The sequence below is a fragment of the Streptomyces dengpaensis genome (genome assembly GCF_002946835.1).
Classification (GTDB): domain Bacteria; phylum Actinomycetota; class Actinomycetes; order Streptomycetales; family Streptomycetaceae; genus Streptomyces; species Streptomyces dengpaensis.
The window spans coordinates 1-18,359 of the sequence record NZ_CP026653.1; the positions used below are offsets into that span (position 1 = coordinate 1).

General features: G+C 71.0%; 19 protein-coding genes. 7 read left to right on the forward strand and 12 right to left on the reverse strand.

The genetic code is table 11. From position 1 onward, the window contains the following. Positions 1–570 precede the first annotated feature (570 nt). Complete coding sequence (locus C4B68_RS39960) at positions 571–2,994, forward strand: DEAD/DEAH box helicase (RefSeq protein WP_099505244.1); 2,424 nt, start codon at positions 571–573, stop codon at positions 2,992–2,994. Continuing rightward, positions 2,994–3,383 (forward strand): hypothetical protein, encoded by a 390-nt coding sequence (locus C4B68_RS39965; protein ID WP_099505243.1) that lies wholly within the window; start codon positions 2,994–2,996, stop codon positions 3,381–3,383. Before C4B68_RS39960 ends, C4B68_RS39965 begins: the two co-directional genes overlap by 1 nt. A gap of 252 nt (positions 3,384–3,635) precedes the next feature. On the opposite strand, the gene C4B68_RS39970 is transcribed toward C4B68_RS39965, so the two are convergent. The 6 genes from C4B68_RS39970 to C4B68_RS39995 form a co-directional block, all read right to left on the reverse strand. Beyond that, complete coding sequence (locus C4B68_RS39970; protein ID WP_099505242.1) at positions 3,636–4,571, reverse strand: phosphotransferase family protein; 936 nt, start codon at positions 4,569–4,571, stop codon at positions 3,636–3,638. Between the two features lie 215 nt (positions 4,572–4,786). Continuing rightward, positions 4,787–5,446: an HAD family hydrolase gene (locus C4B68_RS39975; protein ID WP_099505241.1), complete on the reverse strand. Its 660-nt coding sequence runs from the start codon at positions 5,444–5,446 to the stop codon at positions 4,787–4,789. After that, the gene (locus C4B68_RS39980) at positions 5,443–5,973 is read right to left on the reverse strand and encodes an orotate phosphoribosyltransferase (RefSeq protein WP_099505240.1); all 531 of its coding nucleotides are present in this window, start codon (positions 5,971–5,973) and stop codon (positions 5,443–5,445) included. The genes C4B68_RS39975 and C4B68_RS39980 overlap by 4 nt, the downstream gene beginning before the upstream one ends. Beyond that, complete coding sequence (locus C4B68_RS39985; RefSeq protein ID WP_099505239.1) at positions 5,970–6,536, reverse strand: SLOG cluster 4 domain-containing protein; 567 nt, start codon at positions 6,534–6,536, stop codon at positions 5,970–5,972. Before C4B68_RS39985 ends, C4B68_RS39980 begins: the two co-directional genes overlap by 4 nt. Then, positions 6,533–7,447: a nucleotidyltransferase domain-containing protein gene (locus C4B68_RS39990; protein ID WP_099505238.1), complete on the reverse strand. Its 915-nt coding sequence runs from the start codon at positions 7,445–7,447 to the stop codon at positions 6,533–6,535. The genes C4B68_RS39985 and C4B68_RS39990 overlap by 4 nt, the downstream gene beginning before the upstream one ends. Before the next feature lie 38 nt (positions 7,448–7,485). After that, the gene (locus C4B68_RS39995) at positions 7,486–8,358 is read right to left on the reverse strand and encodes an aspartyl/asparaginyl beta-hydroxylase domain-containing protein (RefSeq protein ID WP_099505237.1); all 873 of its coding nucleotides are present in this window, start codon (positions 8,356–8,358) and stop codon (positions 7,486–7,488) included. A 207-nt stretch (positions 8,359–8,565) separates the two neighbouring features. On the opposite strand from C4B68_RS39995, the gene C4B68_RS40000 reads away from it, so the two are divergent. The 3 genes from C4B68_RS40000 to C4B68_RS40010 all read left to right on the forward strand — a co-directional run bounded on the left by C4B68_RS40000 (position 8,566) and on the right by C4B68_RS40010 (position 12,390). Continuing rightward, positions 8,566–9,939: an NsdA family TPR-like regulatory protein gene (locus tag C4B68_RS40000; RefSeq protein WP_240634781.1), complete on the forward strand. Its 1,374-nt coding sequence runs from the start codon at positions 8,566–8,568 to the stop codon at positions 9,937–9,939. A gap of 159 nt (positions 9,940–10,098) precedes the next feature. After that, positions 10,099–11,403, forward strand: coding sequence for an aminotransferase-like domain-containing protein (locus C4B68_RS40005; protein ID WP_099505236.1), 1,305 nt, complete (start codon positions 10,099–10,101; stop codon positions 11,401–11,403). A 30-nt stretch (positions 11,404–11,433) separates the two neighbouring features. After that, entirely contained in the window at positions 11,434–12,390 is a 957-nt protein-coding gene (locus C4B68_RS40010; RefSeq protein WP_099505235.1) for a D-alanine--D-alanine ligase family protein, read from the forward strand. A 62-nt stretch (positions 12,391–12,452) separates the two neighbouring features. Here the strand turns inward: C4B68_RS40010 and C4B68_RS40015 are convergent, their stop codons facing one another. The 3 genes from C4B68_RS40015 to C4B68_RS40020 all read right to left on the reverse strand — a co-directional run bounded on the left by C4B68_RS40015 (position 12,453) and on the right by C4B68_RS40020 (position 13,733). Next, the gene (locus C4B68_RS40015; protein ID WP_099505234.1) at positions 12,453–13,232 is read right to left on the reverse strand and encodes a class I SAM-dependent methyltransferase; all 780 of its coding nucleotides are present in this window, start codon (positions 13,230–13,232) and stop codon (positions 12,453–12,455) included. A 97-nt stretch (positions 13,233–13,329) separates the two neighbouring features. Further along, positions 13,330–13,506, reverse strand: coding sequence for a hypothetical protein (locus tag C4B68_RS42290; protein ID WP_167459350.1), 177 nt, complete (start codon positions 13,504–13,506; stop codon positions 13,330–13,332). Then, positions 13,503–13,733: a hypothetical protein gene (locus C4B68_RS40020; protein ID WP_099505233.1), complete on the reverse strand. Its 231-nt coding sequence runs from the start codon at positions 13,731–13,733 to the stop codon at positions 13,503–13,505. Before C4B68_RS40020 ends, C4B68_RS42290 begins: the two co-directional genes overlap by 4 nt. A 240-nt stretch (positions 13,734–13,973) precedes the next feature. Between C4B68_RS40020 and C4B68_RS40025 the strand changes: the two genes are divergently transcribed. Both C4B68_RS40025 and C4B68_RS40030 read left to right on the forward strand, forming a co-directional pair. Further along, positions 13,974–15,236, forward strand: coding sequence for an NsdA family TPR-like regulatory protein (locus C4B68_RS40025; RefSeq protein WP_240634782.1), 1,263 nt, complete (start codon positions 13,974–13,976; stop codon positions 15,234–15,236). Continuing rightward, positions 15,221–15,766 carry a GNAT family N-acetyltransferase gene (locus C4B68_RS40030; RefSeq protein WP_099505232.1) on the forward strand — a complete coding sequence of 182 codons (546 nt, stop codon included), beginning with the start codon at positions 15,221–15,223 and terminating at the stop codon, positions 15,764–15,766. The genes C4B68_RS40025 and C4B68_RS40030 overlap by 16 nt, the downstream gene beginning before the upstream one ends. Positions 15,767–15,939: 173 nt before the next feature. Here the strand turns inward: C4B68_RS40030 and C4B68_RS40035 are convergent, their stop codons facing one another. From C4B68_RS40035 to C4B68_RS40045, 3 genes are all read right to left on the reverse strand, one after another. Beyond that, a complete protein-coding gene (locus C4B68_RS40035) occupies positions 15,940–16,356 on the reverse strand; it encodes a hypothetical protein (RefSeq protein ID WP_099505231.1) in 417 nt (138 codons plus the stop codon). A 406-nt stretch (positions 16,357–16,762) separates the two neighbouring features. Continuing rightward, entirely contained in the window at positions 16,763–17,107 is a 345-nt protein-coding gene (locus C4B68_RS40040; protein ID WP_099505230.1) for a hypothetical protein, read from the reverse strand. A gap of 409 nt (positions 17,108–17,516) precedes the next feature. Beyond that, the gene (locus C4B68_RS40045) at positions 17,517–18,347 is read right to left on the reverse strand and encodes a hypothetical protein (RefSeq protein ID WP_099505229.1); all 831 of its coding nucleotides are present in this window, start codon (positions 18,345–18,347) and stop codon (positions 17,517–17,519) included. Positions 18,348–18,359 lie beyond the last annotated feature (12 nt).

Here is an 18,359-nt window from a genome sequence, read left to right on the forward strand (position 1 = left end):
CCCGCGGAGCGGGATATGCCCCGGCAAGCCGGGGCATAGAGCGCGAATTGCGCAAGCGCAATTCGAATTCCGGCGCAAGCGCCGGAATGGAATTCCGTAAACGGAATTCCGAAAGGAAGTCAATTCGCGCAAGCGCGAATTGAGGGCACCCGCGCAAGCGCGGTCGCCGCGGCTGGCAACAGGGGAAGGTGCATCACGCGCGGGCCTGTGTAGCTCCTGGGGTTCTAGGCCACCACCCCCGCAACGGCTGTGACGGATCGTCGGCCCGACAAGTGCCGGCCCCATCGCAGTGACGGGCTCCGCTTACGCTCCACCCGAACCCCTCCCCTGCTCTCAACTGCCCGAACGGTCAATCTGACGACACCCCGTCAGCATACACTCTGACCCGGCGTCATGGGGGAGAATCAGCCAAGTGTCATCCGGGAGGGCGAACCTGTCGCAAGGGTGATGCATCACAGGGGCTGGCTGTGTAGAGTCTGGGGACAGACAGCAACACCACCCCGGACCCCTCACCCTCCGGGATTCCCTTTCAGATTGCGGGCAGCATTCCGCGAAAAGGAGAACACGGGAATGGCCGTGAAACTGCGTGAACACCAGATTGAGGCCGTTGCCGCCATTGTGCGCGGCCTCGATATCCCGCCGGGTGGAATCCCCGCCAATGGTCTGCGCGGTCAGGTGCACGCCGCGTGCGGGACGGGAAAGACCATCATCGCGGCTTCGGCGGCAAAGCGGCTCGCACCCAAGGGGCGCATTCTCGTTCTGGTGCCGACGCTGGATTTGCTGAGCCAGACGGTTCAGGCGTGGAATGCGGCCGGGCACAAGGGGCCTGCGGTCGCGGTGTGCTCGCTCCAGGACGACCCGGAATTGTGGGCGCTGAAAGTCCGGTCCACCACCAACCCCGTGCAATTGGCGCTGTGGCACGGCACCGGGCAGGTCATCATCTTCGCCACGTACGCCAGCCTCGGGGTCCTGGCGGAGGCCTTCGAGGGCGTGTACGGGCAGAAGCTCGCTGCGATGGACCTGGTGTGTGTCGATGAGGCGCACCGGACCAGCGGTTCGATGGGTAAGGCCTGGGCGGCCGTGCACGACCAGGACGTCATCCCGGCGGCGCGCCGGCTGTATCTGACGGCGACGCCGCGGATCTGGCAGGAGCGGCCCCCGAACTGGGAGGTTGCCGAGGGCGTGCGGGACCCGCTGCCGCAGGAGATGGCGGCCTCCATGGACGATGAGGAAGTCTTCGGGCCCGTCCTGTACAAGCTGTCGCTGGCGTCGGCCGTGTCCAGGGGGCTGCTGGCGCGGTATCAGATCATCGTGCTGGAGCTGCAGGACCCGGTCGTCACGCCTGAGCGGCTGATGGGCGAGGACCGGCGCAGCGAGGAGGTGCGCGGGCAGCGCCTCGGGGCGCTCCAGGCGGCGCTCCTGCACACCATGGCCAGGCATTCCTTGCAGACGTGCATCACCTTCCACCACCGGACCATAGAGGCTCAGGCTTACGCGGAGGGCCTGGAGCGCGTGGCGGCCCGGTTGCACGAGGATCAGCCGGAGCGGTACCCGGCGGAGATCTGGGCTGACTGGCTGTGCGGGGAGCACGTGCCTGAGCGCCGGCGGGGAGTTCTGGGCAAGTTCGGGTCTACGGCGCTGCGTGCGATTCTCTCGAATTGCCGCGTATTGGGTGAGGGCGTTGATATTCGCGCCGTGGATTCCGTGGCCCTTTTGGATCCCAAGGGAGCGCCGCACGATATCGTGCAGGCCATTGGGCGCGCTCTTCGGCAGAAGCCCGGAGAGGGCAAGTTGGCTTCTCTGATTGTGCCGATTTTCTTGCAGCCGGGAGAAGAGCCCGAGGATATGTTCACCTCCGGGTCTTACCGCCCTCTGGTGAGGGTTCTCGAAGGTCTTCGGGCTCACGATGAAGAGGCCGTGGAGCTGTTGGCGATCCCCCAGGAGCCTCAGAAGGCCATGGTGGAGCCGTCGACGAACATCGGCACGGCGCCCGAGAAGGGTGAGGAAGAATCGCGTCTGCTGCTTCGTTTTGCGGCTCCGCGTGACCCGGTGATGGTCGCGGACTGGGTTTCCTTCAACGTCATCGACACGGAGCGGCAGGACTGGGCGAGGGGCTGGCAGGCGCTCAAGAACTTCTCGGAGCGCGAGCTTCATGCCCGCGTGCCCTATGAACACCGGGAGGGGATGTTTCCGCTGGGGACATGGGTGTCGGAACAGCGACGGGCGTACGGGGCCGGGCAGATGACCGGCAAGCGGGCGCAGCGGCTGGAGAAGCTGGGCATGGTCTGGTCGGTCGCCGATGAGCGGTTCCAGGAGAACCTGGCGGCGGCCCGGGTGTACTACGAAGACCACTGGACCCTCTGTGCTCCGAGGTCCGCCGTGGCCCTGGACAAGCCGGTAGGACAGTGGCTCTCCAATTTGCGGCGGCCGGGTGCGCTCGCCGACAAGCCGGAGTGGGAGGCCGCGCTCCTGGCGGTCGATGAGGACTGGAACCCGGAGTGGCCGGCGGAGTGGCAGAGGCATTTCGCCGCGCTGCGCGAGCTGGTGCGTGACGAGGACGGCCCGGCGGAGGTTCTGCCGGGGTTCACGGTCCACGGGATGGATGTGGGGAAGTGGCTGGCCCGGCAGCAAAAGCCCGAGGTGTGGGCGGACCTGGCGGAGGGTCAGCGCGAGCGCCTGGAGGGCGTCGGCGTCGTCCCGCTGGCCCCGGCCCCGGCTGCGGTGGAGCCGGTCGTGTCCGCGGAGCCGTCCACGGCGCCCGTGAGCGCATTCGAGAGGGGCGTTGCGGCCCTGGTGCAGTACAAGGCGCGTACGGGGTCTGTGACGGTCCCTAGGGCCCATGTAGAGGCGTTGCCGGACGGGTCGGAGGTGAAGCTGGGGGTGTTCCTCAGCAACAGTAAGAGCCGTCGGGCCAAGCTGACCGTCGACAAGCTGCGTGCGCTGGCCGGCCTTGGGCTGGAGTGGGCGGCTGCGGTAGAGGAAGGCGTCGCGTGATGCCCGTACCCGAGGAAGAGCGGCGTGTGCAGGAGGCCGTGCGGCGGCACGTCCGCAACAGCGCCTTCGCGGAGGCGGAGAAGGTCATCTCGTTCGTGTTGTCCGACCCTGGGGTGCAGGAGGCGAGGGCGCGGGTCGAGGCGGCGGAGACGCAGTTCGGCATGGAGCTGTGCGCCCGCCTCCAGCCGTTCCAGGACCGCTACGACCGGGCCGTGCGCGACGGCGACTTGGCCGGGCTCACCGGGATCTGTGCGGGCAAACACGGCCGCTGGGGACGGGTCTGCGTCCTGCCCGACGGTCACGAGACCTCGCTGGAGGAACCGCACTGGGGCCGCAACAGCGAGGGCCAGTCGATCGCATGGGTGGGCAGCGCACCCGACGACTTGTGAGTGCACCAGGTCACGCCGCCGCCCATGGACCGAAGTTGGGGGCGATGTGACGCTGGCAGACAGGACCCCGGGCACGCTGTGCGGCCCGGGGTCTTCCGCTGACCCGGGGTCAGCGGCACCGCCCCAGGGGCTACACGCACTCCAGTGCGATGCCGTGGGCCCGGAGTCGGCGGCATCGCACTGGTGTGCGTGTAGCCCCTGGGAATCTTGGGCTGCTCCCCCTTCAGGCGAGAGCGGGCATCTGCCGCTTCATCAGTTCAGGCGGTAGCCGAGGAGCGCGAGGCCGGCGGCCGCGGCTCGGTGTTGGTAGGCGCGCAGTCCGGGGGCGCCGGGGGGTGCGGGCTTGCGGGCGTTGCGGTGCCAGTGGCCGGTGAGCGCGGCGAGGAACGCGGTGGTGGTGTCGGAGTTCCTGGCAGTGGCGGGGTGGTCGCGGAGCAGCCGGGCGACGTCTGCGGGTGCGTGTCCGGCGAGGATGAGTTGCGGGGCGAGGGAGGCGGCGTCGACGCAGGCCGGGCCGGTGGTGGCGTGTGCCCAGTCCACGAAGGTCACGCCAAGGTGGTGGTCGCGGACCATGTTGTCGGCCCGCAGGTCGCCGTGGACGATGCGGTCGCCGTGCGCGAGGGCGGGCCAGGCGGCTTCGAGTTCGGTGAGCTGTGGAAGGCGGTCGCGGGCGGCGGGGGCGAGGTCGGCCGACGGATCGGCAAGCAGTTCGTCCCAGCCGTGCAGACTGGCCGCTGTTGAGGGCATGGTGCTCACCGCGGCGGCGTAGGAGGCCGGGGCCGGGCTGGAGGTGAGCTTGTCCAGCAGCGCCCACGTCTGTTCGGCATCACCGGACTGCGGAGAGAAGTCGGGGTGCGGTCCGTCCAGGTGGGCGATGACGACGGCCGTCCAGTCGGCCCCGCGATGGATGCCCAGTAGGTTCGGGACCGGAGCGCCGGGCGGCAGCGCGTCCAGGACGTCGGCCTCGTGGACGTTGGCAGCGGTCAGCGGGTCGTCGTCGGGGGCCGCTTTGACGAAGACCCGTCGGCCGCTCTCCAAGGTGAGCGCGGCAGCGAGCTGGTGGCCGAAGCCGCCTGCGGGAGTGACCGTGTCGGTGACGGATGAGCCGAGGGCGTCTTCGAGGCGGGCGCGCAGGGGCGTGGGGACGTCGGTCCATTGCAGACGGCCGCTGGTGGGCGGTACAGGCATCGGGGTAGCTCTCAGAGGTTCAGGAAACGGGTGGCGGGGTGATGGGGTGCGCGCCGAGCCGGACCGCGAGTCGGGCTGAGGAACGGGGTCCTCAGTGCTCCAGCTCGACGCCGGGTGCTCGTCGCCGCATCACGCGCATTCGCCTGTGTCCTCTGGATCAGAAGTGCAAAGGGGCGCCTGTAGGGGCGCCCCTCCACTGTAGTGGGCCGGTCGGGTCACGTGCTGCCGATTAGGGGCAGGTGGTGCATCAGGGACGGTCCGATGCTGGCGGGCTCGGGCAGGAGGTGATCGGCCCCGGCGGCGCGCAGGGCTGCGGGAGGGTGCCAGCCCCAGACCGCTCCGAGCGCGACGACTCCGGCGGCGCGGGCCGCGGTCATGTCGGTGGGGCTGTCCCCGACGTACACCGCGCGTTCTGGTGGGACGTCCAGCTGACTCAGGGCGGCGTGCAGTCCGTCCGGGGCCGGTTTGGGCCGGGTGTCCTGGCGGGTGATGACGACGTCCAGTAGTTCGGCCACCGTCGGCGGCAGCAGCCACCGCAGGCGGTCGGGGTCCTGGAGGGTGACCGCGCCGGTGGCCGTGCCCTGCGCGCGCAGGGCCAGCAGGCCGGAGAGCACGCAGGGGAACGGCTTCACGGGGTTGGCCGACATGGCGCCGTCCCACCAGCGGTCGCACGCGTCGTCGGGATCGGCGACGTCCAGGAGCGCCAAGACCTCGATGCGGGGGCGGCGCAGCGCGCCGGGCGGAAGGTCGCCCGGCGTCACGCGGCGCCCGAGAGCGCAGGTGGCGACCGCCGCGAGGGTGGAGCGCACCGCGTCGGCGCTGTCCAGCAGCACTCCGTCCAGGTCGAACAGTGCCGCTTGGCGGGAGTCCGTCACCGGGCACCGTCCGGGTCTCGGACCAGGGCGCGCAGGACCAGGTGGTGGTCGGCGAGCAGGGCGGTGGCGCCCGCGTCCCGGTCCAGGACGCACACGGCCGTGCCGACCAGCGCGCCGCCGATGCGCAGCAGGCGGGCGCTGCGCAGGAGGCTGGTGCCGCTGCGGGCGGTGTCGTCCAGCAGGACGGTCCGCCGGCCTCCCAGGTCGGCGCCCTCGATCTGCTGCCACGTGCCGTGGCCCTTCGGTGCCGGGCGCAGGAAGGCGGCGGGCAGACCGGTGTGCAGGGACACCGCCGTGACCAGCGGGACCCCGGCCAGCGCCGGACCGGCCAGGGCCTCGGTGCCGTCGGGCAGCAGATCCGCGAGCGCGGCCGCGGTCTCCGTCAGCATCTGAGGGTCGCCGGCCAGCCGGTAGGGGTCGAAGTAGCTGTCGAGCGTGCCGCCGTCGGGGAGCTGGTACGGGCCCGGCCGGTAGGCGACGGTGGCGATCTTCTCCGCGAAGAGGGCGGTAGACGTGGACGGAGTCATGGCTCGCACCGCCCGGCGTCCAGGGCCTTGAGGTCGGCGGCGAGCGCTTCCATGTCGGGGAGTTCCCGCAGGAAGCCCAGCGGCCGGGTCGGGCTCTCGGTCAGCCATCCCTCCGCCCTCAGGAACGCGCTCAGGCGGCACGCGGCAGGCCCGAGCAGCCGTACGGGGACGGAGCGGATCGTGGTGGCGTAGTACAAGGCGGCGGTCAGTTCGTGCAGCGTGCCGACCCCTCCGCCCATCGCCACGACCAGGTCCGCGTCATCGAGGTAGGCGTGCAGCCGACTGCCCATGGTCGGGGAGTGCACGGTGGTGGTGACGTGCGGGTTGAGCGCTCCCCAGTCGGGTCGGTCGGCCAGCGTGATCGCGGTGACCGGCACGCCGTGGCGGGCGGCGCCGCGCGCGGCGGCCTCCATCAGCCCGTTGTAGCCGCCGTGCCGCAGGGCGTACCCGGCGCGGGCCAGGGCGGCGCCGGCCGCCTCCGCTAACGGTTCCTCGCCGTCCGGCGGGACGACCCCGGCGAACAGGGCCACGGTCAGATCCGTGGCGTGGTCGGTGCTGTTCATGCCAGTCCTTCCTCGTGCTGCTGGTAGGCGCGGTACGCGGTGATCTGGTCGGTCAGCGAGTCGGCGGCGTGCGGGGCGATCCGCTGCGCGAGGCGCACGATGCGGTCCAGGGCGTCGTCGGCCTGCGCCACGGTGGGGACCGGCGGGCTGGTCAGCGCCTCGGTCAGCTCGGTCAGGCACTCCCGGCCGGTGGCGGTGCGGCCGACTTCGTCGTGCAGGTGGTACCAGCCGTGGTGCCGGGAGTGCGGGACCAGCGCGGTGCGGATGACGTCCCGGCAGGTGGCGTTCAGGTCGTGCAGGAGGCCGTAGGCGATGTACTGCTGGCCCCGGGCCAGGCGCTTGCGGAGCATCGCGTGCAGCACCATCGCCTGGACCAGGAGCTGGCCGCAGTCCGCCGGCGTCTGTGCGGCCCGGGCGAGTTCCTGTGCCGTGCGCTGCTGGGTGCTGGCGTCGGCGGGTTCGTCGGCGCCGGGGCCCTGCCACAGCAGGCGGGGGCCGATCCTGCGGCGCAGCGCGTCGACCGCGCTGGTCGGGCACAGGTACAGGTCGAGCTGGAGCAGATGGCCGTCGTGGGGCAGTAGGTAGACGAACCCGGCGCCGCCCAGGTTGCCGACGATGGTGTCCCGCCAGCCGGGCAGCAGCGTGCCGAACGTGGTGGACATCAGCGCGTCCAAGTTCCCCATCAGGGCAGGCAGCCGGTCGTCGCGGACGGCGACGACCAGGTCGACGTCGGAGAGCCGGTCAGCGGTCCCGGTGGCGAGCGAGCCGCGGACCAGCAGGTGGGTGACGGCCGTGGTGGCCGACAGGGCGTGGACCAGGTCGCCCAGGACGGCGAGCTGCACCGGCCGGTGGGCGTGCGCGAGTTCCTCGAGCGCGGTCAGCTCGCTCGGTGGAGATACCGAGGTGGACATCAGTGTCCTGCCTTTCGGGTGAAGGGGATCGGTCCGGGTCAGGGGCGGGCGAGCAGGTGCGCCTTCGCCTCGCGCCACCGGCGCGCGTCGGCGTCCTGGCCGCGGCCCGTGTGGAGTTCGGCGATCAGGTCGTACGCGCCGCCCTCCGGCAGGGCGTAGGTGTAGAAGGCGCGCAGGAGCGTCTGTTCCGCCGCGTCGGTGAAGCCGAGTTCCGCGAGCTGTCCGGCCCGCCCCATCAGCGCGGCCCGGTCGGCCGCCGTCATCTCCGGCAGGTCCGTCGCGTCCCCGTCGCGCAGGTGCGGGCGTGCGGCGAGCGCCTCATAGGCGTCGTCCGCGTACACGTCGGCGATCAGGTGGAGCCGGTCCGGGCCCGTCGTGTTGCACACCCCGTGCGCCTGTGAGGGCGTCAGCCTCCACAGCGCCCCGGCCGCCATGTGGACCCGGGCCCCTGCGGTGACCAGGACGGCGGAGGGGTTGGTGACTAGCGGGATGTGCAGGCGGTGGCGGCCGGTGTCGCGCAGTTCGGCGTAGTCGCGGTGTTCCCACAGGTAGGAGTGGGGCTCCAGGCGGGCCAGGCGCACGTACATGAAGTCCAGCCCCAGCGAGTCGAGGAACCGCGCGGTCGCGGGCATGGCCTCCAGTAAGGAGGTGGGGCGTGGTCGTCCGTCGCCGATGACGACGTCGTGCGGGTCACCAGAGTCGGAGTGGTTCATCAGCGACGTGGTCCACCAGCCGCCGGACTGGTACTCGCCGTACGCGACGACACCGCGCGTCGGCGCCCCGAGCGCTTCGGCCCGCATCTGCTCAACCATCGTCTCCTCCAGGTCGATCAGCCGGGCGACCTGGTCGAGCACCTCCGCCCGCCCGGGGCCGGTCTGCGCCGCCGCGGCGGCGGGGAGCGTGGTCACCATCGGGGTCCTCCTGACACGTCGTCGGACGCGGCCCTGACGGGCAGCCGTGCAAGGACACCGCAGGCGTGAACTGCCTCCTAGACCAGTGGCGTTGCCGCCCGTTGCGGGTGGTTGCCGCCGGTTGCCGTTCACCCCGGGCGGCCTTCCCCCGCCCGCCGGGAGCCGGAAGACTGGAGGCGCCCGTGCCCGCGAAAGGGAGGGTCGTCCGTGACCGCTGACGCCGAGGCCGCCTTACGCCACCCGCTGGCCTACCTGCTGACCCTGCGCGGCCAGAACGCGGAGGCATACCTGTGCCGGGTCGCCGACCAGCACCAGCGCATGGGATACGGGCAGCTGGCGTACCGCAAGGAGAAGGCGTCCCGCTGGATCGCGGGCATCTACGCGCCCAACTACCACACCCAGCTCGCCATGGCCGCACTCGAAAACATCCCGCCCGAGGCGATCCACGCCCACGGCTGGCCGGGCTGGCTCCTTCTTGCCCTGCCGGACCACACCCTCTTCACCCTCCCGTGGACGACCACGGGCGCGGTGCATGCACTGGAGATCACAGGAGGTCCGGTGGACCGCAGGCAATTTCTGATCACGACGTCCGTCACCCTGGGCACCACCGTGGCGCAATGGTCCGCCGCCGCCCCAGCCGGAGCCGCCCCCACCGCCGGCCGCCACATCGGCGCCGACGTCCCCGACCACTTCGAGCGCCGACTCGACAGCCTGCGCCGCCTCGACGACACCGTGGGCTCCGGCGACGTCTACGACGCGGCCCGCTCCGAACTCCGGCTGATCACCGCCACCCTCAAAAACGCGTCCTTCGGCGAAGGCGTCGAACGCCGTCTCTTCGGGGTCGCGGCGGAAGCGTCCCGCAGTGCGGGCTGGACGGCCTACGACAGCGGGAAGGCCGCCGCCGCCGAACGCCACTACTCCACAGCCCTGCGGGCCGCAGCCAGCGCCGACGATCCCGTGATCGCAGCCAACACCCTCGCGTTCTGGGCCATCCAGCACTACTCGACCGGCGACCCCCGGGGCGCGGTCGACCTCATCGAGGCCGCCCTGTCCCAGGCACCGAGGATCGGCTCACCCCGCCTGATCTCCATGCTGCACGCCCGCGCCTGCCGCGCCCACGCGCACGCCGGCGACACCCGGTCCGCCGACCGCTCCGCCAACGCAGCCCTGGACGCCTACCAGCACGCCGGGCCCATCGAGGACGACCTCCCGTGCGTCTACTGGTACAACCTCGGGGAAGCCCACCAGCTCATCGGCAGCTCCGCCCTGAATCTCGGTCACCCCAAACGGGCTGTCGGCCACTTCCTGGACGCCTCCGACGCGCACACCAGCCAGGAGGCGTACAACGGCGACGCCTTCCCGCGCGGCCACGCCATCTACCTCGCCCGCCTCGCCGAAGCCCACCTCGGTCTCGGCGACGTCGACGCCGCCGTGGCCACCGCCCACGAGGCGGTCGACCGGATGGGCGGCGTCACCTCCGCACGCGGCACCAGCACCCTGGAAGACCTCCGCAAGAAACTCGCCCGCCGCCGCGGCATCCCCGCCGTCGCCGACTTTTTGGACTACACCGATACCAAATAAGCCCCCCACCCCCGACGCCCCGGGCCGTTGGTACAGCGCCCGTAAAGCCGGGCGCGAGCCCGGGCAACGTCGGTTACCGGCGTTTCATACGGGCGCGGTGGTCGAGCGCGGGCCAGTAGTGTCTGTGACCTCCAGTGGTGACGGACAGGGAGCGCGCGAATGCAGCCTGATGAACCATCCCGGTGGGGTGCCGATCCATGGCTCGGCCACTACGCGCAGCGGGCGGCGGGGATGGTCGCGTCCGAGGTGCGGGCCCTGTTCGCGGTGGCGTCGCGCCCTGAGATCGTGTCGCTGGCTGGCGGGATGCCCAACGTGAGTGCCCTGCCCATCGATGCCGTGGCCGCGCTGATGGCCGACCTGGTGACGGAGCGAGGGCAGGTCGCGCTGCAGTACGGGTCCGCCCAGGGAGATCCGAGTCTGCGAGAGACGATCTGCACGGTGATGGCCGAAGAGGGCATCGACGCTCACCCGGATGACGTGGTGGTCACTGTCGGTTCGCAGCAGGCGCTGGACCTGGTCGCGCGCGTGTTCCTCGATCCGGGCGACACGGTGGTCACCGAGGGCCCGACCTACGTCACCGCCTTGGGGACGTTCGCCGCGTACCAGGCCCGTGCCGTCCACGTGGCCATGGATGAGCGGGGGGTGCTGCCCGAGGCGTTGGCGGAGACGTTCGCCCGGCTGGAGCGCGCCGGGCGGCCGGCGAAGCTGTTCTACACGGTGCCCACCTTCCAGAACCCGGCCGGTGTCACGCTGGCTGCTGAGCGGCGTTTACGCGTCCTGGAGGTGTGCCGCCGGGCCAAGGTGCTGGTGCTGGAGGACAACCCCTACGGCCTGCTGCACCTGGAGGGTGAGCCGATGCGGGCCCTGCGCGCTGATGCCCCCGCGGACGTTGTCTATCTGGGGTCGTTCTCCAAGACTCTGGCGCCGGGGCTGCGGGTGGGCTGGGCGCTGGCGCCGTCCGCGGTGCGGGACAAGCTGGTGCTGGCTGCCGAGAGCGCGATGCTGTCCCACTCCGCTTTCGCCCAGCTCGCCGTGGACCGGTACCTGCGCACCCAGCCGTGGCAGGAGCAGCTGAAGGCGTTCCGGGAGATGTACCGGGAGCGGCGTGATGCGATGCTCGATGCCCTGGAGCAGCGCATGCCGGCGGGGGTGTCGTGGACGCGGCCGGGCGGTGGTTTCTTCGTATGGGTGACGCTGCCTGAGGGGCTGGACTCCAAGGCCATGCTGCCCCGGGCGGTCCAGGCGAGGGTGGCTTACGTGCCCGGCACTGGCTTCTATGCCGACGGCGCCGGCCGACGGGCCATGCGTCTGTCGTACTGCTATCCGCCGCCGGAGCGCATCCGGGAGGGCGTAGGGACCCTGGCTGAGGTGATCGGCACCGAGCTGGAGCTGTGGGAGACCTTCGGCACCACCGCGCACCCGCACAGCCAAGGCCCGCAGACCCCGGGCCCGGACCACTCCTGACGCCCCGACAGCCAGAGGAACGGAATCAGCATGAGCGACCTGAACGTCATCGTCATCGCCGGGGGTCTGTCACCGGAGCGCGAGGTGTCATTGCGCTCCGGGGCGAGGGTGGCCGACGCGCTGCGCCGGGCCGGGGTCGAGGTGGAACTCCGCGACGTCGGCAAGGACCTGCTGCCCGCACTGGCACAGGACCCGCCGGGCGTGGTCTTCCCTGTCCTGCACGGCATCGCCGGGGAGGACGGGACCATAAAGGAGGTCCTGGAGCTGGCCGGGGTGCCCTATGTCGGCGCCCGCCCGCAGGCGTGCCGTACGGCGTTCGACAAGACCACCGCCAAGGCGATCCTGGAACAGGCCGGGCTGAAGACACCTGAGTCGGTGACGCTGCCGAAGCAGGCGTTCCACGACCTGGGCGCGGCCGCGCTGACGGCCCAGGTGGTGGAATGGCTGGGTCTTGAGCTGTTCGTCAAGCCGCGTGCGTGCGGCAGCGCGTTCGGCGTGAGCCGGGTGGAGTTGGCGGAGGACCTGCCGCAGGCCCTGATGGCCTGCTTCGCGTACCACGATGAGGCGCTGATCGAGCGGCGTGTGACGGGCACGGAGATCGCCGTGGCAGTGGCCGATCTCGGTGACGGGCCGCGCGCGCTGCCCGTGGTGGAGATCGTCGCGGACGGCCTGTACGACTACACCGCCCGCTACACGCCCGGCGCGGTCGAGTTCCACTGTCCGGCCCGTCTGTCCGCCGAAGTGGCGCAGGAGGCCGCCCGGGTGGCCGTCGCCGCTCACGAGGCGCTGGGGCTGCTGGACCTGTCGCGCACGGACGCGATCGTCACCGAGGACGGGGAGGTCTTCGTCCTGGAGACGAACGTCGCCCCCGGGATGACCGAGACCAGCACCTATCCCATGGCGCTCGCGGAGGCCGGCCTGGACTTCGGGGGCTTCTGCCGCGATCTCGCAGCCCAGGCAGCCATGCGAAACGGCCTGTCTGCCTGACAGACGGCGCACGACGGCCGCCGCACCCCGCTGTGCCCGGGGTGCGGCGGCCGTCGTGTTGGCTACTGGCTCTGTCCGGCGAGCCGGTACAGGGAGATGTGGCGGGCGCTGGTGTCCGTGTCGTACGGGGTGCGGTCCCAGTCCTCCCACCGCTCCCGCAGCAGCAGCCCCGCCTCACCGGCGAGCGCGTCGATCTGCTCGGGCCGCCAGTAGCGCATCTGGCCGGGCAGCACGCGCACCGGCTCTCCGTCGCGCAGGACGATCTCGGAGTAGTGGAACTCCTGCTCGTCGTCGTGGTTTTCGGCGGCGAAGACCACCACGGTGTCCACGGTCCGCCGCTTGAGCGCAACCACGCTGCGCCCCTCGGGGAACACTCCCGGATGCGGTCCGTCGGGCAGGCGCTGGCCGGGCCGCGGGACGAAGGTCTCGATCAGGAGCGTGCCGGTGTCGGTGAGCATGCGGGCCGCGTTGTGCAGGAACGCCCGCTGGGTTGTCTCGGAGGCCAGCAGGAAGAACGTGTTGAACAGGGCGCATACGAGATCGACGCGCTGGCCGGCCACGTAGTGGGCGGCGTCTGCGGTGATCGGGGTGATGGGCAGGGTGGCGGTCTTCTTCGCCAGCTGGCGGGTCATCTCCTCGGACGCGTCGACCGCGAGGACCGGAACGTGCTCGGCCAGCGGCAGGGTGACCCGCCCGGTGCCGGAGCCGATCTCCACGGCGGGCGTGGCACCTGCCAGCTTGGCCAGTAATCGGATCTGCGCGGGCGGCGGCACGAAGTCGCTGTAGAGGGCGTCGTATTCGTCGGCGGTGCGGTCGCCGTAGGTGTCGCTGCCGTACGTCATGGAGATTCCCTTCGTCGGACGGTTGGGAGATGGCTGTCTTCGGGGCCTGTCAGTACGAGGTCACCCGCCCACGCTGTGCGGGGCACCGTTGCGCCGGTCACCGGGCGCTCTCCTGCGACGTCTCGCTCTGTGCCTGGCGACGGCGGCGCTGGATGGCGTCGATCGCCCTCACGCTGCCCTCGCCGTCTTCGATGCGGGCCCGGTAGTCCGCCCAGTCGCGGGCGGTCCAGTCGTCCAGCCCGGCCGGGAAGTCGTCGGTGCCGGCGCGGGTCACTGGTCGACGTCCACGGCCGCGACGCCGTACATGGACGCGCACGGGGTGCAGGCGTACAGGGCGTCGTCGCGCAGTATCGGCACCGGGAACCTGGGGTCGGGGGTTCCGCTGCACCAGCAGCACGAGCGGCCTGCGAGCTGCTGTGTGCTCAGCCGCTCGCGGTGGATCGCCGGGGCGTCGACGTAGGCGCCGGCAACTGGCTTGGGCGGCGTGCTGCGCGTCGTCATATCGGGGTGCCTCGCGCTCGCGGTCGGGAAGCTGCTTGTGGCGGCCATCTCCCACGGGGGAACGAGAGACGGCCGCCGGCGCCTTGGGCGTTCACCGGGGCGCGTGTCCAGTCCAACGCCGGAGCGAGGTCAACGGTGAGGAAAAGTGGGCTGGTTGCTACTCGCGGTGACCGGAAATTTCTGGGGGTGGGATCCTCGCAACCCGTCCACGCTGCATGATCACGCGGCTACGGTGAGTGCGTGGAAGGAAATTTCCGGTTGCAGGCCCACATGACCGAACACGCTTTCAAACAGGGCACGTTGGCCGACAGGGTGAACGATGAGCTGAAGGCGGCCGGTCACAAAGGGACCGTCGGTGACCGCACGGTCCGCAACTGGGTAACCGGAAAAACCCGCTGGCCGCACGAGCGCCAGCGAGACGCCCTCACGGCAGTATTCGGCTGCACACCCGTCTGCCTCGGCTTCTATCCCCCCGGCACGCCCGCCCCGCCCTACGAGGACCCCTCAGTCATGCTCCGCCGCCGCTTTTGCACCGCCGCCACATCCGCGCTCGCAGCCACCGCCCTGCCAGCCGCCGGCACCCGTCCCACCACGGTGGGCACCTCCGATGTGCTCCGCCTGCGGGACGGCCTGGACCGGCTCACCGTGCTCGATCAGAAGCGCGGCGGACACGCCGCCCTCGAGCGCGCCGCGCTCGCCGGCGCAGCCGAGACTGTCGGCCTCCAGGACCACGCCGCCTCACAGACGATCCGGCAGCGGCTGTTCGGTGTCGCCGCCGACTACACCACGGCCGCCGCCTGGTCGTGCATCGACGCCCGCCAGCTCGATCGCGCCCGCAGCCACGTGAACGAGGCGCTGAGGCTGGCCGGGCTGTCGCAGGACCCCGTGGCAATCATGCGAGTGTGGAACTCCACCTCGATCCTTGCGCACCAGCTCGGTCACTACGCCGAAGGTGTCGCAGCGGCACAGGCGGCTCAGTCCTGCGCGATCACGCGCCGCGATCCGCTGTTCGGATCCCTCGCGCACGCCCGGGCCGCAATCGGGCACGCCTACCGGGACGACCGGCAGGCCGCCATCCGCTCGATCGGATACGCCGAAGAGGCCCTGACGCGAACCGAGGCACGCCCCCGCCCGTCCTGGATCGCCTTCTACGGGCCCGCGGAACTGCACGCCCTGACCGGGATCGTCCGCAGCCGTCTCGGACAGAGCGCGGAAGCGGAAGCAGCCTCGCACCGCGCCCTGTCCGCGCTACCGGCCCCCTACCGGCGCAACCGCGCCATGACCACCGTGGACCTCGCCATCGCCCAGCTCCACCAGGGCGACGCCGAACAGGCCTGCGCCACGACCGAGGACGCCTTCACCCTGATGTCCGGCAGCCCCCTGCCCGGCCGACTGCGCGTCCAGCTGGGCGACTTCTACCGTGATCTCCTCACGCTCGCGCCCTCCACCACCGTGGCGCGCGAGTGGGCCGACCGTTACCGATCCGAATGGAGCCCCGCGTGACCACGGCACCCGCCATCGACCTGCGCCGCTACGGACACAACGACCTGCCCGACATCCGGCAGACCCTGCTTGACGTCCATGCCGACGCCTACTTCGAGCGGCGGCACGAAGAGTTCGTACAGCGCTTCCCCTGGTTCGTGGACCACTGGGGAGGCCGTGAAGGATTCGCGTGCGTGATCGCCTACGAGGACGGTGAGCCCATCGGGTTCACCTACGGGGCGCCGGGCGAGCCGGGCCGCGAATGGTGGCGCGAGTACCTGGCCGAAGAGCCGGCCGACCCGTCGACGTTCTCCGTCTCGGAACTGATGCTCAGGCCGAAATGGCGCAAGCAGGGACTCGGCAAACGGCTGCACACCGCGCTGCTCGCCGACCGGCCAGAAGCCCTGGCCGTGCTCACGGTGGACACCAAGCGGCCCCGGCTCCAGGCGCTGTACGAGGGCTGGGGATACAAGAAGATCGGCGAGCGCCAGCCGTTCCCGGACTCCCCGCTGTATGCCGTGATGCTGCTCAACCGCACGCACCCGGCCTGAACCAACACCACCAGCTTGCGGCCCGCTCCCACCCGGAGCGGGCCGTCGTCGTCTGCGCGCGTGGCCGAACCTGCCCCGGTCTCACGCGCTGCCGAAGCGGGTGAGACCGAGCACGACCGGGGCCTCCCCCGCAGGTCCGTCTTCGACCCAGAACCGGTGAGCGGACAGCGTGGTCAGGCGTCCGGGGCGATGATCTTGTTACCGCTGCTGAGGTGCGGGCGGACCGTGTATTCACCGTCCGGCGACGGCCGGTGCGGTCCCCCGTCCTCGGGCTCGCTCACGCCGATGACGGGCCAGAACTTGCCTTCCCCGTCCATGACCCAAGCGGCAATGGGCGCGGTGTACGGCGCGAAGGGTCCGAACTGATCGGCCTGCACCCTCCACCCGGGCGTGGCCGGCAGGACCGAGACCACCCGGTGGTACGGCACCAGTTCCTTGAACCCCGGCACCTTCGTGACGGGGACCAGCTTGGGGCTGTCGACCATCGCCACCATCGCTTCGTCCTTCGGCCCCCACTTCTCCACGGGCAGCGAATATTCCCGCTCCCCCTCAACGATCTTCGCGCCCCACCCCGTCGGGCTCCACTTCATGGCCGGTCCTCCCCTGTGATCGATCTACGGCTGAACGACGCTACCCATCCGGCGGCCGCGGTAGTGCGGCTTCGCCGTCAGAGCTCATGCGCTGAGGATGGATCAGGCCAGGTCGGCGGTCTCGGTGGAGCCGTGCCTCGTGCGCGCGCAGCGCGCTCCTTTGCCCCGCAGGGGCGGGCCCAGGCGCGTAGCGCCTTTTGAAGGGCCCGGCGCGTAGCGCCCCGCCCGGAGGGCGGGAAGTACGGCCTGTGCCCGAAGGGCACTTCAATGGGCCGGTTTCCTTTTCTGGTCGCCCGTGGCCGAAGGCCACTTCAGGGGCGGCCCGGCCCGCAGGGCCGTCCAATACGCGCGTGCTGGGGCTTGGCGGCCAGGAGTCGGCTGCCAAGCCCCGGCACACGCGTCATGGTCATCTGGCCGGCGTGTGGCGCTTGCGTTGCAGGGCGGCGTGGCGGTAGCCGACGCAGGTGGCAAACGCTCCGCTGTCGATGTCCTGTTCAACCGCCTGCTGCAGCAGCTGCACGGCCTGGGGCCCGCTGGTCACGTAGCCGAGGTGACGCAGTCCGTGGGGGTCCAGGCAGAGGCTCACCTCCGTGAGCCCGCCGCGGTAGAACAGCGGGTCGAGGTCGAGCCTGCCGGCCAGGACCGGCGAGCCGAACTCCTCCAGGCCGACGTCGCAGAACACCTCTCGTACGTCCTGCATGTCGTTGTGCGTGGCGTTGTTCGGGAATGCCTGGATGGTGTAGGCCGTCATGGCTGCCTCCCTGGGGGTTCCCGCGGATGCGGGGTGTGGGGGAAGCGGGACACAGCGGGTGCGGGTGCTGAAGTCCCCGGTGCGCGAGCGAAAGCGAGCAGGGGACTTCACTCCTGGCCGGTGCGCGAGCGTCAGCGAGCAGGCCAGGAGCGGTCCGCGCTTGCGCGGACTGGATTGCGGTGAACGCGTCCGAAGGACGCCCGCAATCCACCCGCAGGGCCGCCCGCGGCCCGAAGGGCGGCACCCGCACCCGCTGTGTCAGGCTGCCCCCACACCCCGAAAAACTGCTGGCGAGCAGCCCTCGGACGATACCTACTCGAACCAGCGTCGTTGACCGGTGTGACCCCCGAGCCGGGCCCCAGGGATGTCATCGCTGATTCCCTGGGGCCCGTGGTCTGTCCGGGCCGGGTCAGATCTCCCCGGCCGCCGTGGCGGTGACCCACGCGGCGGCTTCGGCGTCAGTCAAGAACAGCACCTGCGTCTGGTCGGCCGTGAAGCCCTGCACGGCATGGAAGCGCCCGCGGTGCGTGCTGGCCTTCGGGGCGGGGCCGATGTGCGGGGCGAGGCGGGTGAAGGTGCTGGTGGGAACTCGCCCCAGGAGCACGGTGGAGAACTGCTCGTGCCCTCCCGGGCCAAGGGTGCCGGCGGTGGGGTAGCCGTCGAAGAGGACGTGGATGCGTGCCTGGCGGCCCGCGAAGAGGAGCTCGTGGAGGGCGTCGACGGCCGGGGACGTCTTCGGGTCGTCCTCCTGGCGGACCGTGTCCCAGTGGCGGGTGAGCTTGCGCAGGGTGTGGTCGGCTCCCTCGAACACCACCGCCAGGCGCGGCAGGTCGTCGGCGTCACCGTGCTGGTCGGCGTGGTCGATACGGCGCTTGAGTTCGGCCGCGAGTGCGACCAGGGCGTCGTGGATGTCGGCGAGGTCGGCGCGGTACGTCACCGCCGGCAGTCCCTTCGCCCACCGGTGGGAGACCCGCTTGCGGTCGAGGACCAGGGCGTGGGCGCCGTGGCGCAGGAGCTGGGCGGTGAGGGTGCGCAGGAGGGTCGTGGTGCCGCCGCCACCGGCGGTGCAGGCCAGGACGTGCGGCGATTCGGTGTCCAGGTCGACGGACACCGGCTGCCCGTCGGTGCCGAGACCGATGAGGACCTCGGAGGCGGGCAGCGTCTGAAGCCGCTCGCGGATGCCGGGGTCGGTCAGGCGCAGCAGGTCGGGGAGTGTGGTCTTCGCGGTCGTCTTGAACATGGTGCGTGTTCC

Excerpts from the sequence above, each read along its gene's own strand:
- C4B68_RS39960 (WP_099505244.1), top strand. The coding sequence starts at position 571 with ATGGCCGTGAAACTGCGTGAACACCAGATTGAGGCCGTTGCCGCCATT.
- C4B68_RS39965 (WP_099505243.1), top strand. The coding sequence starts at position 2,994 with ATGCCCGTACCCGAGGAAGAGCGGCGTGTGCAGGAGGCCGTGCGGCGG.
- C4B68_RS39970 (WP_099505242.1), bottom strand. The coding sequence starts at position 4,571 with ATGCCTGTACCGCCCACCAGCGGCCGTCTGCAATGGACCGACGTCCCC.
- C4B68_RS39980 (WP_099505240.1), bottom strand. The coding sequence starts at position 5,973 with ATGACTCCGTCCACGTCTACCGCCCTCTTCGCGGAGAAGATCGCCACC.
- C4B68_RS39985 (WP_099505239.1), bottom strand. The coding sequence starts at position 6,536 with ATGAACAGCACCGACCACGCCACGGATCTGACCGTGGCCCTGTTCGCC.
- C4B68_RS39990 (WP_099505238.1), bottom strand. The coding sequence starts at position 7,447 with ATGTCCACCTCGGTATCTCCACCGAGCGAGCTGACCGCGCTCGAGGAA.
- C4B68_RS39995 (WP_099505237.1), bottom strand. The coding sequence starts at position 8,358 with ATGGTGACCACGCTCCCCGCCGCCGCGGCGGCGCAGACCGGCCCCGGG.
- C4B68_RS40005 (WP_099505236.1), top strand. The coding sequence starts at position 10,099 with ATGCAGCCTGATGAACCATCCCGGTGGGGTGCCGATCCATGGCTCGGC.
- C4B68_RS40010 (WP_099505235.1), top strand. The coding sequence starts at position 11,434 with ATGAGCGACCTGAACGTCATCGTCATCGCCGGGGGTCTGTCACCGGAG.
- C4B68_RS40015 (WP_099505234.1), bottom strand. The coding sequence starts at position 13,232 with ATGACGTACGGCAGCGACACCTACGGCGACCGCACCGCCGACGAATAC.
- C4B68_RS40020 (WP_099505233.1), bottom strand. The coding sequence starts at position 13,733 with ATGACGACGCGCAGCACGCCGCCCAAGCCAGTTGCCGGCGCCTACGTC.
- C4B68_RS40030 (WP_099505232.1), top strand. The coding sequence starts at position 15,221 with ATGGAGCCCCGCGTGACCACGGCACCCGCCATCGACCTGCGCCGCTAC.
- C4B68_RS40035 (WP_099505231.1), bottom strand. The coding sequence starts at position 16,356 with ATGAAGTGGAGCCCGACGGGGTGGGGCGCGAAGATCGTTGAGGGGGAG.
- C4B68_RS40040 (WP_099505230.1), bottom strand. The coding sequence starts at position 17,107 with ATGACGGCCTACACCATCCAGGCATTCCCGAACAACGCCACGCACAAC.
- C4B68_RS40045 (WP_099505229.1), bottom strand. The coding sequence starts at position 18,347 with ATGTTCAAGACGACCGCGAAGACCACACTCCCCGACCTGCTGCGCCTG.